The organism is Streptomyces sp. NPDC051172, assembly GCF_040682555.1.
Lineage (GTDB): Bacteria > Actinomycetota > Actinomycetes > Streptomycetales > Streptomycetaceae > Streptomyces.
In genome coordinates this window covers 1-15,693 of sequence record NZ_JBFBBE010000033.1, presented here as the reverse complement: position 1 = coordinate 15,693, position 15,693 = coordinate 1, and the positions used below count along the sequence as shown (strand labels likewise).

Below are 15,693 nucleotides of genomic sequence, written 5' to 3'. Positions count from 1 at the left end.
AAACGTACGGACGGGACACTGGAGCCATGCTGCAGGACACACATACGGGGGCGGCGCGTCCGTGGGCCGTGCTGCGGGCGCCGTTCACGGCTCGGGCGTGGGCCGAGGTTGCGTACTGCCTGGTCGGGTTTCCGGTCGCCCTCGTCGGGTTCGTGCTCGTGCTCGTTGTGCTTGCCCTCGGTGCCGGGTTCACCGTCTCCCTCGTCGGTGCCGCGCTCGGGCTGCTGCTCGTCGTCGGCTCGACCGGGCTCGCCCGTGCCCTGGCCGCCGTGCATCGTCGGCTGGCGGCGGGGCTGCTGGGGGAGCGGGTGGCGGTGCCGTCGGTGGTGCGGCCCACGGGCAAGGCGTTCGCGCGGCTCGACGCGCGGTTACGGGACGCCGCCGGCTGGCGCTCGGTGGCGTACACATTGGTCAGACTGCCCGTTGCCGCCTTGCAGTTGTATGCCGTGGGGTGGTGGCTGACCGGCCTGCTCGATCTGTCCGCTCCGCTGCGCTGGGCCGCCTTCGGGCAGCGCCCGCACCCCGGCGGGGAAGGCATGCCGACCATCACACCCGTCCCGGTCGGCGGCGGTGCCCCGCACAGCACCACCTTCGCGGGGACCTTCGTGGCCGCCGCGATCGGTGCGGTGACGCTGCTCGCGGCGCCGTGGGTCACCCGTGGCATCGTCGCCGTGGACCGCCGGCTGCTGCGTGCCCTGCTCGGGCCGGGCGAACTCGCCCAGAGAGTAAGGAACTTGGAGGAGACCCGCGCCCTCGCCGTCGACGACTCCGCGGCCCTTCTGCGCCGACTGGAGCGGGACCTGCACGACGGCGCACAGGTACGGCTCGTCGCACTGGCCATGAGCCTCGACATGGCGAGGGAGGGCCTGGGCGCGGAGGGCGAACCGGTCGCCGACCCCGGACGGCTGCGCCGGCTGATCGAGACCGCGCACACCAACGCCACCGAAGCCCTCGGCGAGCTGCGCGACCTGGCCCGCGGCATCCACCCGCCCGTACTGGACGACGGCCTGCCCGACGCGCTCGCCACGCTGGCGGCCCGCAGCACCGTACCCGTGGAACTGGCCGTCGACGTCCCGCAGCGGCCCACTCCGGCGATCGAGACCATCGCCTACTTCTGCGCCGCCGAACTGCTCACCAATGTCATCAAGCACAGCGGCGCCCGGCGGGCGGTCCTGCGCGTCACCCAGGAGAAGGGCCTGCTGCGGCTGTGTGTGACCGACGACGGGCGCGGAGGCGCGACGCCCGGAGCGGGCAGTGGTCTGACGGGTCTGCTGCAGCGGATACGTACGGTCGACGGCACCTTGCACGTCAGCAGCCCGGCGGGCGGGCCGACGGCGGTGACGGTCGTACTGCCGCCGCACGCGTGAGTGGGCGGCGAGAAGTGAGGGAGCATTCCGCCATGCGTGTCGTGATCGCCGAGGACGCCGCCGTACTGCGGGAGTTGCTGGGCCAGATGCTCACCGAGCGCGGCCATGAGGTGTGCGCCGCCGTGGGCGACGCCGAGGGGCTGCGGGCGGCCGTCGCCGAACACCGGCCGGACGTCGGTGTCGTCGACATCCGTATGCCGCCCACCCACACGGACGAGGGTCTGCGCGCCGCCATCGACATCCGGCGGGAGTATCCCGGGACCGGGGTGCTGCTCTTCTCCCAGTACATCGAGACGAAGTACGCGACGAGACTGCTGGCCGAGGGCGCGGCCGGCGTCGGCTATCTGCTCAAGGACCGGGTCGCGAACGTGGCCGGGTTCACCGACGCGCTGACCCGGGTGGCGGCCGGCGGGACCGCCCTCGACCCCGAGGTCGTCACCCAGCTCGCCGGCGCCGGCCGCCGGGGCGAGGACCTCGACACACTGACGGCACGCGAGCGCGAGGTGCTGGCGCTGATGGCGCAGGGCAGGTCGAACGCCGCGATCGCACAGACCCTCGTGGTGTCGGCCGGCACGGTGGAGAAACATGTGGCCGCCGTCTTCGGCAAGCTGGGCCTTGCGGCCTCGGAGGACGCGAACCGACGGGTGCTGGCGGTGCTCCGCTACCTGGGCGCATGAGCGACTGACGCCCGGAGAGGACTGCTGACCTGCAGAAACACCGAACTGCTCCTAGACTTGCAACGGAAGCGAGCCACCTCCAGTGGTGCGTCCTGGTGCGTCCGGTCAGGGAAGGCGGTGACGCTCCGTGCCGTACGTCGCGGTGAGCGCGGTGAGCCATCCCGGGCTGCTGCGCGAGCGGAACGAGGACAGCCTCGCCGTCGGACCGTGGACCCTGTGCGCCACCGTGACCGAGAGCCCGCAGACCCTGGTCTTCCCTCTCGGGACGCCGCTGGCCGTCGCGGTCGCCGACGGGCTCGGCGGCCATCCAGGCGGCGACGTGGCCAGCGCCCTGGTGGCCCGCCGGATCGCGTCCATCGGCCCTGCACTGGACGACGAGGACACCGTCCGTGCCGCCCTGAACGCCTGCAACCGTGCCGTGTTCCAGGCCGCAGCAGAGGGCAGCGAGCTCACCGCCATGGGAACGACCGTGGCCGGCATCGTCGTACGACCCGGCTCGATGCTGGTCTTCAACGTGGGCGACAGCCGGGTCCTGGCCGCCTCCCGCGGTGGCCTGCGCCAGGTGAGCGTCGACGACAGCCCACCGCTCGCCCCCGGCCGGCGCACCACGTCCCTGGTCACCCAGTGCCTGGGCGGCAGCCCCGGCTACCGGGCCATCAGCCCCCATGTGACGACGGCGTCCCTCTCACCCGGCGACCGCTACCTCGTCTGCACGGACGGCCTGACCGACCCGCTGACGACGGAGGTCATCGAGGAACTGCTCAGAGACCACGACGACGGCCGGGCTGCCTTCGAGCTGTGGAAGGCCGCGATCGCGGCGGGCGGCCCCGACAACATCACGCTGGCGGTCGTACGGGTCGCGGACGAACGATGACCCGAGGACAACGCCCGCAGCGCGGCCGGCCTCGACGGCTTCGGGACCTGGCCACCTCAAGGGCAGGAGGCGGGGTTCGCTCCGGATGAGCCACGGTTACTGCATCGACGGCTTGCGCGCGATGGCGGGCACCCGGGGCGTCCCTCGCCACCCATGAGCACTGTCGGGCCGCCGACCGGGGAACGTTCAGTCATGCTGGGACAGAGGGCATCTCTTCCTGCGGCAAGGAGCACCGTATGCGCACGGACCCGGTCGGACGATTCCTGGCAGCCCTGGGCCCCGAACAGCGCGAGGTCGTCGGAGCCAAGCCTCGCCGGGAGCAAGAACGCCTTGCGGCGGCCTGGGAACAGGAACTCGAAGCGGACGACGAACTCGACACCCTCGACGAACTGTCACCGCCGGCGGCAGAGGCCGAAGCGGCCCGCCGCATCCTGCAGGGCGGGACCGACTAGCAGTCACCGCCCGGCAGACGCCAAGGGGCCACTCAGTCGAGACAGAACTCGTTGCCCTCGATGTCCTGCATCACGATGCACGACTCGTTGACGCCATCGGCGCGCAGCAGACGTACGCGCCTCGCACCGAGGGCGACCAGTCGTGCGCACTCCGCCTCCAGGGTGGCGAGGCGCTCATCGCCCACGAGGCCGGTACCGGCTCGCACGCACAGGTGTACGCGATTCTTGACGACCTTGCCCTCGGGGACACGCTGGAAGTACATGCGCGGGCCGACGCCTGTGGGATCCATGCAGGCAAACGAGGCATCCTGACGCTCAGGCGGCAGCGAGCGGTCGAAATCGTCCCAAGTGGCGAACCCCTCGGGCGGCGGCGGTACGACGTACCCCAGAACCTCGCACCAGAAGCGAGCAACGCGCTCGGGTTCTGCACAGTCGAAGGTGACCTGGAACTGCTTGACCGATGGCATCGGCGCACCATAGCAAGGTGATCAACTGCTCGATTCCGTCGGGTCCGCAGGGTGGCGTAGGACGGGTGAGAGAGCGTCAGGAGTTGCTCGTGGCGCCGACGATGGCGGAGAAGATCCGGTCCTGCGGGGAGGTCGGCACATGGAAGAAGCCGTTGTTGCAGCCGAGGCGCAGTACCGCTGCCTCGTCCGCGACCGCCTTGACGTCTCCCAGGTTGTGACTGATGAGGATCACTCCCATGCCCTGCTCACGGAGCTCCTCGACGAGGTCGAGGACGTGGCTGGCCTGTGCGATGCCGAGTGCCGCGGTGGGCTCGTCCAGGAGGACGGCCTTCGGCCGGCCGAGGAGTGCGCGGGAGATCGCGACGGTCTGCCGCTGGCCCGCGGACAGTGAAGCGACCGGAGCACGCAGGTCGGGGACGCGGATGCCCAGCGTGTCGAGCTGGTCGTGTGCCTCCCTGCGCATGCCGCTGTCGTCCATCGACCGGAACAGGCGGCCCCGGGCACCGGAGCACCGCCGCTCCCGCCCGAGGAAGAGGTTCGCGGCGACGTCGAGGTCGTCGCACAGTGCCAAGTCCTGGTACACGGTCGCAATGCCCAGGCGCTGGGCGATCCGGGGCGTCCTGATCTGGACGGCCCGCCCCTCCCACTCGATGACGCCCTTGTCGGGGGGATCCACCCCCGAGATGACCCTGATCAGGGTGGACTTGCCGGCACCGTTGTCACCCAGAAGGGCGACGACCTGCCCCTTGTGGACCTCCAGGTCCACGTCCTTGAGGGCTTGGACGGCGCCGAACCGCTTGGAGATCCCGTGCAGCGCGAGCAGCGGCGGCCCAGTCACGCGCACCTCACCTTCCCCGCGCGACCGCGGTGACGCCGCACGGCCCCGGGCTCCCTGTGCCGATCACCATCTTTCGTCCCCATCCGGACGTATGCAATACAGAACGTATGAACCAGTCCGAACGGCGCGTCCAGCCGCGCCCGCCCGAAGAGGAGACTGGAGCGACACAGTGCGATATGCATGAACAAACCGGACACGTGGTGTAGATCGCTGGGGCTTCCACGACGTCGGACCCGGCCGGAGGAGGGTGTCACCGATGGCACACCACTGCACCGTCCGTAGGCGCGGTCGGCCACGGAGTTCGCGCGCGGGGCCGACGCTCCTGTTGGTGGGCACCATGCTGCTCGGCGCCGCGGCCTGCGGCGGAAATCAGACCTCCACGGGCGGCCAGGGGACGGGGAAGGCCACGATCGGTCTGGTGACCAAGACGGAGACCAATCCGTTCTTTGTGGCTCTGCGCGAGGCGGCCCAGGCTGCGGCGAAGAAGCAGGGTGCCGAGCTCGTCGCCCTGTCCGGCAAGTTCGACGGCGACAACGAGGGCCAGGTCAACGCGGTGGAGAGCCTCATCGCCCGCCATGTGCGGGGCATCATGATCACACCGTCGAACACGACGGGGATCCTGGGTGCCATCGCCGAGGCCCGCCGGCAGGGCATCCTGGTGATCGCGCTGGACACCGCGACGGACCCGGAGAACGCGGCGGCGGCCACGTACGCGACCGACAACTTCAAGGCTGGACGCCTCCAGGGCACCTATGTCAGGGCTGTGCTCGGCCGCCGGGCACCGAAGCTGTTCATGCTCGACGGCACGGAGGGTTCCACGGTCAGCCAACAGCGCCACGACGGCTTCCTCAGCGGCTACGGGATCAAGGACGACTCACCCGCGATCCGCGGACGGGCGATCACCAACGGCGACCGCAACCGGGGGCAGACCGCGATGGAGAACCTGCTGCAGCGCACGAGCGACGTGAACTCGGTGTACACCATCAACGAACCGGTGGCCAACGGCGCCTACACGGCCCTCGCGGCACGCGGTCTGGGCGGGCGGGTGACCGTCGGCTCCATCGACGGCGGATGCGAGGGCGTGCGCGACGTCAGGTCGGGCAAGTACGCGGCCACCGTCATGCAGTTCCCGGTCAGGATGGCCGACCTGGGCGTGGCCGCGGTCACCGACTTCGTCAGGCACGGGAAGAAACCGTCCGGCTTCACGGACACGGGCACGCAGCTCATCACCGACAAGCCGGTGCACGGGCTGGCGTCCCGCGACACGGGCTGGGGACTGCGGCACTGCTGGGGGTGACCTCCGGGCGCCGACCGGGCGAAGGGATCAGTAACGGATCATGAGATCACCCGTGACCACCCGTGCTGCCACCGACGGTGAGCCGGGCACCGCACTGCGGGACGCGCTGCGGTACGCCCTGCGCACACGGACCGTCGGCCCCCTCGCGGCACTGGCCGTCGCAGTACTGGTCTTCTCGGTCGCGACGGACACCTTCCTGACGCCGGAGAACCTCGCCCTGGTACTCCAGCAGTCCATCGTGACCGGCACGCTGGCGCTGGGCCAGACCCTGATCATCCTCACCGCCGGCATCGACCTGGCGAACGGGGCCATCATGGTCCTCGGCACGCTCGTCATGGCCAAGCTCGTCTTCGAGGGGCACGGCCCCGCGGGGGCGCTGCTGCTCGGCCTGCTCACGGCGACCGTCCTCGGGCTGGTCAACGGCCTGCTCGTGGCCCGCCTGGGCCTGCCTCCCTTCATTGTGACGCTGGGCGCGCTGACCGTCATCTACGCCGTGGCCAGGCTCTACTCCAACTCCCGCAGCTTCCCGGTCACCGACGATCTGCTCGTCTTCTGGGGCAACGGCATCCATGTCGGCAGCGTCCTCGTGACCTGGGGGACGTTCCTGCTCGTGGGTCTGTACGCGTTCTTCTGGTACGGGCTCGCCAAGACGGCCTGGGGCCGGCACATCTACGCCGTCGGCAACGCCCCCGAGTCCGCCCGCCTGACCGGTATCAACGTGCAGCGCACGGTCCTGTCGGTCTACGTCACCGCCGGTCTTCTCTACGGCATCGCCGCCTGGCAGGCCCTCGGCCGTATCCCCAACGCCGACCCGAACTCCTACCAGACGGCGAATCTGGAGAGCATCACGGCGGTCGTCATCGGCGGGACCAGCCTCTTCGGCGGCCGGGGAAGCGTCGCCGGAACGCTCATCGGAACACTCATCGTCACTGTGCTCCGCTCCGGCCTCACCCAGGCGGGCATCGACAGCCTCTACCAGGACGTCGCCACCGGGACGCTTGTCGTCGTCACGGTCGCCGTGGACAAGGTCCTGCGCAGGGGATCCGCCCGCTGACGCCGACGCACCACCGTTCAGCGACCGGGCTCGGGGTCGTGTCGAGAACCTTGCGCGAGCAGACTCGTACGTATCGCGGTGCCGACGACCATCCGGCGCGGTTCAGGAACCTCCAGGCAGACCCGAGCGTCGGAGTGCAGGTCGGCGGCCGCCGTTTCACTACGACGTCACCCAGCACCACCACACCGGCCGTCGCATCCGCCACATCCCGGACCGGGCCTCTCCGCCCGACCGCCGGGCGATCAGTGCCCGCGCCGCCCGTCATGCAGGCAACACCGCTCATCACCGTGCCCAAGCTGCCGCACCGGCTCGCCGGGCACCCCCGCCGCCTTCATCTCTGACGCGCACGCCGCCCGCTGCGCGCTCTCGATCATGTCCTCGCTGTCCGACGCGGCGTTCGCCAGGCTGGTGCAGCACACCGCCAGCAGCAGCGCGCCCCCGACGAACGGCAGCGCCCGCCGCGGCGGAGGAGGCGCGAGCAGTGCGCGTACCCGCTGCGGTACGGCGCCTCCGGCCGCGGCCAGCATGCCCGCGCGGGGCGGGTGCGCCGCGGTGGCGAGGGCGGCGCGGCCGACCGAGCGCGCGACGATCCGCCGGTCGCCGACCTGCGCGGCGGCCTCCTCGTCGGCCCAGCGCTCCAGGATGAAACCGCCCGTTGCGGCCAGCGGGCGCAGCAGCGGACTGACGGCCGCGGTGAGCCGCCACAGGGTCTGGAAGAGATGGTGCCTGCCGCGCAGATGCGCCCGCTCATGGGCCAGCAGCGCCTCGCGTTCGCTGTCGCCGAGGCAGCGCAGCATGCCACGGGAGACCACGATCCGCCCGGGTGCGCCGGGCAGGGCGAAGGCGGTCGGTGACGCGTCGTCCAGGACGGCCAGTTCGGTGTCGCCCGACAGCCGCCGACACTCCCGGCGCGCCCACCGCAGATGCCGCACCTGGCGTACGGCGGCGACCCCGAGCCCGGCACAGGAAGCCGCCAGGGCGAGGGTCGCGGCCGCCGCGACGGTGAGATACACCGGGTCGTCGGCACTCAGTGCCGACACCGACCAGCGGCCCTCCGCGGCGACCTCGGGGATGCGTGCGAACCCGGCGAACGCCAGCAGGGCCAGCGAGCCCAGCCAACCCAGCGCCGTCACCAGTGCGGCACAGGCCAGCGCCCAGGCGGCCGGACGCGGAGCCAGCCGCCGGGCCGGACCGGGGACGAGCACCGCGAGGACGACGGTGACCAGGAGGGGGACGTAGACGCTGATCCGCACCGGCTCACGGCTCCTTGCCGGCGTGGCCGGTGTCCTGGTCGGACAGCAGCCGGTGCAGCAACTGCTCGTCCTCCTGGGACAGTTCGGAGACGAAACGGCTGAGGACCGCCTCGCGGTCGGAACCGTGCTCGAGCAGGGCGTGCATCTGATCGGCGGTGTGGGAGGCCTCGTCGCGGGCGGGTGCGTAGGCGTAGCCGCGGCCCGCCCGGTGCCGGACGAGCATGCCCTTGTCGTGCAGCCGCGACAGGATCGTCAGCACGGTCGTGTAGGCGAGATCGCCGGGCAGCCGGCCGCGGACCTGCCGTGCGGTCAGCGGCTCCTCGGCCCCCCACAGCGTGGCGAGCACCCCGCTCTCCAGCTCACCGCGCGCCCGCCTGCCGGATGCCTCGCCCTCCCGGTCGTGCACTGTTCACCTCACCGTCTTTCGTCGCTCGGTGGCACAGCCTATCCGCCTGTCCCCTACGACATGTAGGACATGGGTCCGGCCTCCCAGGACCGGCCGCCCGGCCGCCCCCAGGGTTACTACTACAACTTGTACGAGTTTACCTACTACATGTTGTAGAGTTTCGCCGCCTCACTCCACCTGCGGAGGAACAAGCCCATGCCCCACCTCGGAAGTACGGTGCATCTGCGCGCCCTCGCGGCCGCCGCCCTGAGCACGCGGCCCGCGGTGACGCCCCGCCGTACGGCACCGGCCGAACGCGTCGTGATCGTCTCCGCCAGCATCGGGGCGGGCCATGACGGTGCCGCGCACGAGTTGCACCGCCGGCTCCAGGCGGCCGGTGTCGCCGTCGACCGGTACGACCTGCTCGACCTGCTGCCCTCCCGGATCGGCCGGGCCGTCCGCGACGGCTACCACCGGATGCTCGTCCGGGCGCCCTGGATCTACCAGCGGGTCTACGACAGCACCGAGCGCGCCGGTGGTGGCGGCCCGCTGGCCCGGGCGCTGCTGCGTACCGCCGAGGACCGGATGCTGCGCGCCCTGCCCGCGGACACCGGCGCCGTCGTGTCCACCTATCCCGGGGCCAGCCGGGTGCTGGGCCGTCTGCGGCTGGCCGGCCGCCTCGACGTGCCGGTGTTCACCTACCTCACCGACTTCTCGGTGCACCCGCTGTGGGTGGCCGACGGCGTGGACGTGCACCTCGCCGCCCACGCCGTGCCCGCCGCCCAGGCCCGGGCCCTCGGCGCGCATGACGTCCGGGTGGGCGGGCCGGTCGTCGATCCGCGTTTCCGGCCCGCGCAGGCGGCCGAACGCTGCGCCGCCCGGGCCCGGTTCGGGCTGCCCGCCGCCGCCCCGCTCGCCCTGCTGGTCGCGGGCTCCTGGGGCGTCGGTCCGGTCCGGCAGATGGCCCTGGAGCTGCGGGACTGCGGCGCGGCCTTGCCGGTCGTGGTCTGCGGCCGCAACGAGGCGCTGGCCCGGCAGCTGCGGGAGGACGGCATCGAGCACGCCTACGGTTGGGTCGACGACATGCCCGGCCTGATGCACGCCGCCGACGTGCTCGTCCAGAACGCCGGCGGACTGACCTCCCTGGAGGCCTTCGCCGCCGGACTGCCCGTCGCCAGCTACCGCTGCATACCGGGCCACGGACCGGCCAACGCGGCCGCGCTCGACGAGGCGGGCGTCGCGGCCTGGATCCGGGACCCGGCCGAACTCAAAGGCATCCTCTGCGACTTGATCGACGGCCCCCGCGGCCTGCTCCAACGCGAGGCGGGACTGGCCCTGTTCGCCGCCCCCGGCCGGGGCCCGGCGGACGCAATAGCCCGCGCCTGCGGCGCCCGCGCCCCGCTCGCCCTTGCACCGTCCGTCGGGCGTGCGACCGGAAGCCGTGCGGCTGCGGGGGCTTCCGCCGGGCGTGGGTCGGGAGCCCGTCCGGCCGTTGATCCGGCCGCCCCACACGGGACCGGAGCCGGTCCGGCTGTTGCGCCGCCCGCTGTATGCGGGGCGGGTGCGGCTGTTGGGTCGTCCGTCGGGCATGGGTCGGGAGCCCGTTCGGTCGCAGGGCCTTCCGCCGTACACGCGACCGGAGTCCGTCCGGCCGTTGAGCCTTCTGCCGTACACGCGACCGGAGTCCGTCCGGCCGTTGAGCCTTCTGCCGTACACGCGACCGGAGTCCGTCCGGCCGCTGCACCTTCCGTCGGACGTGAGACCGGGGAACATGCGGCCGTTGCGCCTTCCGGCGTACTCAGGACGCGAGTTCGGGCGGCCGGCGGGGCCGGGGCCCGTGCGGTCGTCGAGTCTTTCGCCGTAGGGCGGCGTCGAGCCCGTCCCGCCCTGCGCCGTCTCGCGGCCACCGCTGCCGCGGCCTGTGCCGTCTGGGTGTGCGCAGTCGGCACCGCGGTCGCCACCACGGACACGGGCAAGGGCGTCATGCACGCCATCGGCCGCAGCCTCGACCTCGACGACCCGCCGCACACCGGCGCTCACCACCCGGAGGGCCACCGCTCGTGAGTGCCGCAGGCCTGCTCCGTACGGCCGCCCGGGTCGCCGTTCCCGTACTCGCCGCCGCTCACGCGGCCCCGGTGCTGTCCACCTTCGGCCCGCTGCGCAACCGGGCCATGCCCCGACTCGCGGGCCGGGGCCGAGCCGACCACGTCGCGCTGACCTTCGACGACGGGCCCGACCCGCTGTCCACCCCGTTCTTCCTGCGGACCCTGGAGGAACGGGAGGTCACCGCCACCTTCTTCCTCCTCGGCTGCCAGGCACGCCGCTCGCCCGGCCTGGTCCGTGAGATCGCCGCCGCCGGGCACGAGATCGGCATCCACGGCTGGCTCCACCGCCCGCTGCTGCTGCGCGGCCCGCGTGCCACGTACGACGATCTCGCCCGCGCCCGCGACACGGTCGGCGCCCTCACCGGCCGTACCCCGACGCTCTTCCGGCCGCCCTACGGCGTGATGTCCACCGGCGCCCACCTCGCCGCCCGCCGCCTCGGCCTCACCCCGGTGCTGTGGACGACCTGGGGCGAGGACTGGACCGCCCGTGCCACCCCGGACTCGGTCCACCGCACGGTCACCCGAGACCTGGACGGCGGCGGCACGGTCCTGCTGCACGACTCCGACTGCACCTCGGCCCCCGGCGCCTGGCGCTCGGCCCTCGGCGCGCTGCCCCGCATCCTCGACACCTGCGAGGAGCGGGACCTGTCGGTCGGGCCCCTGCGCGAACACGGGCGGTAGAGCGGGGGAGCGGCACCGGCGGCGTCAGCGGACGGTGGTGCGCACTCCGTCCAGTGCGATCGCCAGGACGCGATCGCGCTGGGCGTCGTCGTCGAAGGCCGTGGCCGTGATGCCGGCCACCATCCGCAGCAGGTCGACGAAGTCCATGTCCTTGCGCGCCTCGCCCGCCGCCTGGGCCCGCTCGAACAGCGGTCCGCCCGCCGCGTACATCGACTCCCGGCAGGCCTGGAAGATCTCGGACTCGTCGTTGAGGGCCTCGCGGACGGCCCGCTTGGTCACCATGTATCCCGCGAACCGGCGCAGCCAGGCCGTCAGCGCCTCCCACGGCTCCAGCCCGGCGACCTCCTGCGCGACCCGGCACAGCTCGTTGACGTCGCTCGCGTAGACGCTTTCGAACAGATCGCGGCGGGTCGGGAAATTGCGGTAGAGCGTGCCGATGCCCACGCCCGCGCGACGTGCGATGTCCTCCAGGGAGGCATCGGAGCCGTGTTCCGCGAACGCCTCGCGGGCCGCGTCCAGCAGGGCGTCGTAGTTGCGTGCGGCGTCCTTACGGTGCGGCCGCCGGGACGCCACGATCTCGCCGACGGGGAACGTCACGGGTGCCTCCAGAGCTGGATCGATACGGAGGAATGCCTCCGGTACTTGAAGCGGAGGTGTGCCTCCGCTAAAGTGGAGGTACTCCTCCACTTTACCAGTGGAGGGCACGTCCACCACCTTTCCGCGACCGCTCACCGCGGCCGTCGGCGTGCCCGATTGCGCCCACCGGCGCTCCGGGTCCGCACGACCGTGGCCCGAGAACCTCGGCCGCACCCCGCTCGTTCGGAGAGGCCCTTCATGCCCAGCAAGTCCACCCGTCTCACCTTCGCGGTCCTTGCGACCGGCGCCGGTGTGTTCGCCATGCTGCAGTCGCTGATCGCGCCGGCCCTGCCGACCGTCCAGCACGCGCTGCACACCTCCCAGTCCACCGCGACCTGGGTGATGACGGCCTATCTGCTGTCCGCCTCCGTATTCACCCCGATCCTCGGCCGCGTCGGCGACCTGACCGGCAAGAAGCGCACCCTCGTCGCCGTCCTGTTCGTCGTGCTGCTCGGCTGTCTGCTCGCCGCGCTCGCCCCGAACATCGGCGTCCTGATCGTCGCCCGGGTCGTCCAGGGTGTCGGCGGCGCGCTCTTCCCGCTCTCCTTCGGCATCATCCGCGACGAGTTCGCCCCGTCCCGGGTCAGCTCCAGCATCAGCAACCTGTCCGCGGTGATCGCCGCGGGCGGCGGCGTCGGCATCGTCGCGGCCGGACCCATCGTGTCCGCGCTCGACTACCGCTGGCTGTTCTGGATCCCGGTCGCCGTCGTCGCGGCCACCGTGCTCATCGCCCTGCGCTACGTACCCGAGTCGCCCAACCGGGCCGAGGGCAAGGTCAGTTGGCTGGGCGCCGGACTGCTCTCGGCCTGGCTGGTGGCCCTGCTGCTGCCGCTGAGCCAGGCGAGCAAGTGGGGCTGGGGCTCGGCGAAGGCGATCGGCCTGTTCGCCGCGGCCGTCGCCCTGTTCGCCCTGTGGCTGCTGTCCGAGGCCCGCTCCCGCACCCCGCTGATCGACCTGCGCGTCATGCGACTGCCGGCCGTGTGGACCACCAACACGGCCGCCCTGCTGTTCGGTGCGGGCATGTACGCGCTCTGGTCCTTCCTGCCGGCCTTCGTCCAGACGCCCGCCGCCGCCGGTTACGGCTTCGGCGCGAGCGTCACGGCCTCCGGCCTGCTGATGCTGCCGATGCTGGTGGCGATGTTCCTCTCCGGCATCCTGAGCGGCCGTCTGGAACCCGTGGTGGGCGCGAAGTCCCTCCTGACCACCGGCGCCGCACTCGGCGCCCTCGCCCTGGGCATGCTCGCCCTCTGGCACTCCGCGCAGTGGCAAGTCGCCGTGGTCTCGGGCGTGTTCGGCCTCGGCATCGGACTGGCCTTCGCCTCCATGGCCAATCTGATCGTCGGCAGCGTCCCGGCCTCCCAGACCGGCGCCGCGACCGGAATGAACGCCAACATCCGCACCATCGGCGGTTCCATCGGCGCCGCCGTCACCAGCGTCCTGGTCACCGGCCGCCTCCAGCCCTCGGGCCTGCCGTACGCCTCCGGCTACACCCACGGCTTCGCCCTGCTGGCGGTGCTGTGCCTGGCGGCAGCACTGGCGGCCCTGCTGGTCCCGACGGCCCGCAAGGCCCGCCTCACCGGTCCGGCTCCCACCGCCGACCGGACCCCCACCGAGCCGGAAGCGGCCGCATCCGGCGCCCGCAGCTGACCCGGTGGCCGACCGGACCGCCGGGTCGGCCACCGGCCCCGGCCAGAACACCGGTGTACGTACGGTAAGGTTGACCTGCGCGATCACGCGGTTCACCGCGGGAAGCGCACCGGGACGTGGCGCAGCTTGGTAGCGCACTTGACTGGGGGTCAAGGGGTCGCAGGTTCAAATCCTGTCGTCCCGACGGTGCGAAGGGTCTTCGCAGGCGAGAGCCTGTGAGGGCCCTTCGTCTGTACCGGGGCCGGCTTGGGGGGCGGCGCAAGTCATAGCCGGACGATGACGAGGGCGATGTCGTCGTGGGCGCCGCCTGCCACGCCGAGGTGGCCCAGGAGGGTGTCGGCCAGGCGCTCCGGGCCGACCGTGCGGTGCAGGCGCAGGACCTCGACCAGACGGGCGATTCCCTTCTCGATGTCCTCGTCGCGTCGTTCGATCAGGCCGTCGGTGTACAGCACCAGGGTGGCTCCGGGTTCGTAGGTCTGGCCGGCCTGTGGGCGGGGCACGTGCTGGGGCCGGGCTCCCAGGGGCGGGTCGGTGGCCTTGTCCAGCAGGTCGCAGGTGCCGTCCGGGTGCATCAGGACCGGCGGCGGGTGTCCCGCGTTGCTGTAGATGATCAACTGGCTGCGAGGGTCGACGAGTGCCTTCACGGCGGTGGTGTTCAGCGCGCCGTTGACCGACCGTGCGTACAGGCCCAGCACCTCCAGGGCCCTGGCGGGCGACTCCAGTGCCCGGGTCGCGGCACTGAGTGCACTGCGCAACATGCCCATCACGGCGGCTGCCTCCAGGCCGTGGCCGACGACGTCGCCGACCGACACCGCGAACCGCCCGTCGGACAGGTTGACCATGTCGTACCAGTCGCCGCACACGTTCAGTGACCCGGTCGCGGGCAGATAGCGCACCGCGACGTCGGAATGCCGGGCCAGATCGGGCGCCTGGAGCATCGCCTCCTGCAGCGTGACGGCCACCTGGCGTTCGCGGGTGTGGGCCAGCCGCAGTTCCTCGTTCAGTCGCTGCAGCTCACGGGCGCGTGCATACAGCTCCGCCTCCAGTGCGTCGCGCTTGGTCAGCTGCTGCAGGGGCGGCTGGTTGCCGGTCACGCGGGCCTGGACGAAGGCGGTGACGTCCTCCACGCGGTGGATGATCCACTGCACGCTCCCGCCCGAGGCGAGGACCGGCGTGTTGATCGGGGACCACCAGCGCTCCTCGAACGCTCCGGCCTCGCCCATGACCGGGATGTCGTACTTCTGCAGTGCCATGGTGTCCGGCTTCCGCAGGGTCAGCACCCGGTGCAGGGAGGCGCTGAGGTTGCGCACGCCGTCCGCGTGGGGGTCGGCGGGGTTGTCGGGAAACGCCTCGAAGATGTGTTTGCCGAGCAGTTCCGCACGTATGCGGCCGGTCGCGTCCAGGTATGCCTGGTTGACCTCCACGATGACCAGGTCCGGGCCCAGCACCAGATAGGGACTCGGCGTGGCGGCGAACAACGCCGCGTAATCCATCTCCGGCAACGCAACCACCTCCGGCCGCCCCCCTCACCCTCACGCTAGGCTCCATTGAGCCCGTGCGCTCGGGTGAGGGCGACCGGCCACTGGTGGCGCCGACGGCGCGCGAGGGCTCGTGGCAGCCACAAGCGGTAGTTGCACGTGTGAATACCCGCGCCGGCTGCATGCAGGCGCGTCGAACGATCAACGGGCGGAGCGGTGCCGGCAGCGCCATGCGCACCAGCCTTCAGCTTCGGCGCGTCCGAGGACCGTCCGGGCCGGGAAGGCCGAAATGCGATCTGTCGGTGCTGCTGCTGCCACGTTCGAGGATTTCGGACCGGAAATCCGGCTACCCGCCCGGCAGTACAGGCCTGGGCCTCGTTCTTGCGGTGGCTTCGAGCTGGGGCGTTCCCGCACGCCCCGGGCCGCGAGGACGACCCCGCGCGGGGATGTCGTACCGAGGGGAGAGTGCGACTGCTCGCGCC

15 protein-coding genes and 1 tRNA gene are annotated in these 15,693 nt (G+C 71.9%); 10 read left to right on the top strand and 6 right to left on the bottom strand.

The window, feature by feature from the left end:
• Window positions 1-26: 26 nt before the first annotated feature.
• The 4 genes from AB0N07_RS21155 to AB0N07_RS21140 all read left to right on the top strand — a co-directional run bounded on the left by AB0N07_RS21155 (window position 27) and on the right by AB0N07_RS21140 (window position 3,370).
• Window positions 27-1,367 carry a sensor domain-containing protein gene (locus AB0N07_RS21155; protein ID WP_365837172.1) on the top strand — a complete coding sequence of 447 codons (1,341 nt, stop codon included), beginning with the start codon at window positions 27-29 and terminating at the stop codon, window positions 1,365-1,367.
• Between the two features lie 32 nt (window positions 1,368-1,399).
• On the top strand, window positions 1,400-2,044 hold the full coding sequence (locus AB0N07_RS21150; protein ID WP_365837170.1) for a response regulator transcription factor: 645 nt from the start codon (window positions 1,400-1,402) through the stop codon (window positions 2,042-2,044).
• 127 nt (window positions 2,045-2,171) lie between these two features.
• Window positions 2,172-2,918: a protein phosphatase 2C domain-containing protein gene (locus tag AB0N07_RS21145; protein ID WP_365837168.1), complete on the top strand. Its 747-nt coding sequence runs from the start codon at window positions 2,172-2,174 to the stop codon at window positions 2,916-2,918.
• Window positions 2,919-3,154: 236 nt separating this feature from the next.
• The gene (locus AB0N07_RS21140; RefSeq protein WP_365837166.1) at window positions 3,155-3,370 is read left to right on the top strand and encodes a hypothetical protein; all 216 of its coding nucleotides are present in this window, start codon (window positions 3,155-3,157) and stop codon (window positions 3,368-3,370) included.
• 32 nt (window positions 3,371-3,402) lie between these two features.
• Here the strand turns inward: AB0N07_RS21140 and AB0N07_RS21135 are convergent, their stop codons facing one another.
• Entirely contained in the window at window positions 3,403-3,837 is a 435-nt protein-coding gene (locus AB0N07_RS21135) for a VOC family protein (protein ID WP_365837164.1), read from the bottom strand.
• Between the two features lie 76 nt (window positions 3,838-3,913).
• Window positions 3,914-4,675: an ATP-binding cassette domain-containing protein gene (locus tag AB0N07_RS21130; protein ID WP_365837162.1), complete on the bottom strand. Its 762-nt coding sequence runs from the start codon at window positions 4,673-4,675 to the stop codon at window positions 3,914-3,916.
• 337 nt (window positions 4,676-5,012) lie between these two features.
• Between AB0N07_RS21130 and AB0N07_RS21125 the strand changes: the two genes are divergently transcribed.
• Window positions 5,013-5,972, top strand: coding sequence for a substrate-binding domain-containing protein (locus tag AB0N07_RS21125; protein WP_365837307.1), 960 nt, complete (start codon window positions 5,013-5,015; stop codon window positions 5,970-5,972).
• Window positions 5,973-6,024: 52 nt separating this feature from the next.
• Window positions 6,025-7,026 carry an ABC transporter permease gene (locus tag AB0N07_RS21120; protein ID WP_365837160.1) on the top strand — a complete coding sequence of 334 codons (1,002 nt, stop codon included), beginning with the start codon at window positions 6,025-6,027 and terminating at the stop codon, window positions 7,024-7,026.
• A gap of 242 nt (window positions 7,027-7,268) precedes the next feature.
• Here AB0N07_RS21120 and AB0N07_RS21115 read toward each other — a convergent pair whose 3' ends face one another.
• Both AB0N07_RS21115 and AB0N07_RS21110 read right to left on the bottom strand, forming a co-directional pair.
• Window positions 7,269-8,279, bottom strand: coding sequence for a M56 family metallopeptidase (locus tag AB0N07_RS21115; protein WP_365837158.1), 1,011 nt, complete (start codon window positions 8,277-8,279; stop codon window positions 7,269-7,271).
• A 4-nt stretch (window positions 8,280-8,283) separates the two neighbouring features.
• Window positions 8,284-8,685 carry a BlaI/MecI/CopY family transcriptional regulator gene (locus AB0N07_RS21110; protein WP_365837156.1) on the bottom strand — a complete coding sequence of 134 codons (402 nt, stop codon included), beginning with the start codon at window positions 8,683-8,685 and terminating at the stop codon, window positions 8,284-8,286.
• A gap of 195 nt (window positions 8,686-8,880) precedes the next feature.
• On the opposite strand from AB0N07_RS21110, the gene AB0N07_RS21105 reads away from it, so the two are divergent.
• Entirely contained in the window at window positions 8,881-10,728 is a 1,848-nt protein-coding gene (locus tag AB0N07_RS21105) for a glycosyltransferase (RefSeq protein WP_365837154.1), read from the top strand.
• Window positions 10,725-11,450 (top strand): polysaccharide deacetylase family protein, encoded by a 726-nt coding sequence (locus AB0N07_RS21100; protein ID WP_365837152.1) that lies wholly within the window; start codon window positions 10,725-10,727, stop codon window positions 11,448-11,450. Before AB0N07_RS21105 ends, AB0N07_RS21100 begins: the two co-directional genes overlap by 4 nt.
• 24 nt (window positions 11,451-11,474) lie before the next feature.
• Here AB0N07_RS21100 and AB0N07_RS21095 read toward each other — a convergent pair whose 3' ends face one another.
• Window positions 11,475-12,059, bottom strand: coding sequence for a helix-turn-helix domain-containing protein (locus AB0N07_RS21095; RefSeq protein WP_365837305.1), 585 nt, complete (start codon window positions 12,057-12,059; stop codon window positions 11,475-11,477).
• A 225-nt stretch (window positions 12,060-12,284) separates the two neighbouring features.
• Between AB0N07_RS21095 and AB0N07_RS21090 the strand changes: the two genes are divergently transcribed.
• Window positions 12,285-13,733, top strand: coding sequence for an MFS transporter (locus AB0N07_RS21090; protein WP_365837150.1), 1,449 nt, complete (start codon window positions 12,285-12,287; stop codon window positions 13,731-13,733).
• Window positions 13,734-13,843: 110 nt separating this feature from the next.
• Window positions 13,844-13,917 (top strand) — tRNA-Pro (locus AB0N07_RS21085).
• Between the two features lie 79 nt (window positions 13,918-13,996).
• Here AB0N07_RS21085 and AB0N07_RS21080 read toward each other — a convergent pair.
• Window positions 13,997-15,226, bottom strand: a complete 1,230-nt coding sequence (locus AB0N07_RS21080; RefSeq protein ID WP_365837303.1) for a SpoIIE family protein phosphatase — start codon at window positions 15,224-15,226, stop codon at window positions 13,997-13,999.
• Window positions 15,227-15,693: the final 467 nt, after the last annotated feature.

Bases quoted from the DNA above. Each gene is read 5' to 3' on its own strand.
- AB0N07_RS21155 (WP_365837172.1), top strand. From the start codon at position 27: ATGCTGCAGGACACACATACGGGGGCGGCGCGTCCGTGGGCCGTGCTG.
- AB0N07_RS21150 (WP_365837170.1), top strand. From the start codon at position 1,400: ATGCGTGTCGTGATCGCCGAGGACGCCGCCGTACTGCGGGAGTTGCTG.
- AB0N07_RS21140 (WP_365837166.1), top strand. From the start codon at position 3,155: ATGCGCACGGACCCGGTCGGACGATTCCTGGCAGCCCTGGGCCCCGAA.
- AB0N07_RS21135 (WP_365837164.1), bottom strand. From the start codon at position 3,837: ATGCCATCGGTCAAGCAGTTCCAGGTCACCTTCGACTGTGCAGAACCC.
- AB0N07_RS21125 (WP_365837307.1), top strand. From the start codon at position 5,013: ATGCTGCTCGGCGCCGCGGCCTGCGGCGGAAATCAGACCTCCACGGGC.
- AB0N07_RS21105 (WP_365837154.1), top strand. From the start codon at position 8,881: ATGCCCCACCTCGGAAGTACGGTGCATCTGCGCGCCCTCGCGGCCGCC.
- AB0N07_RS21090 (WP_365837150.1), top strand. From the start codon at position 12,285: ATGCCCAGCAAGTCCACCCGTCTCACCTTCGCGGTCCTTGCGACCGGC.
- AB0N07_RS21080 (WP_365837303.1), bottom strand. From the start codon at position 15,226: ATGGATTACGCGGCGTTGTTCGCCGCCACGCCGAGTCCCTATCTGGTG.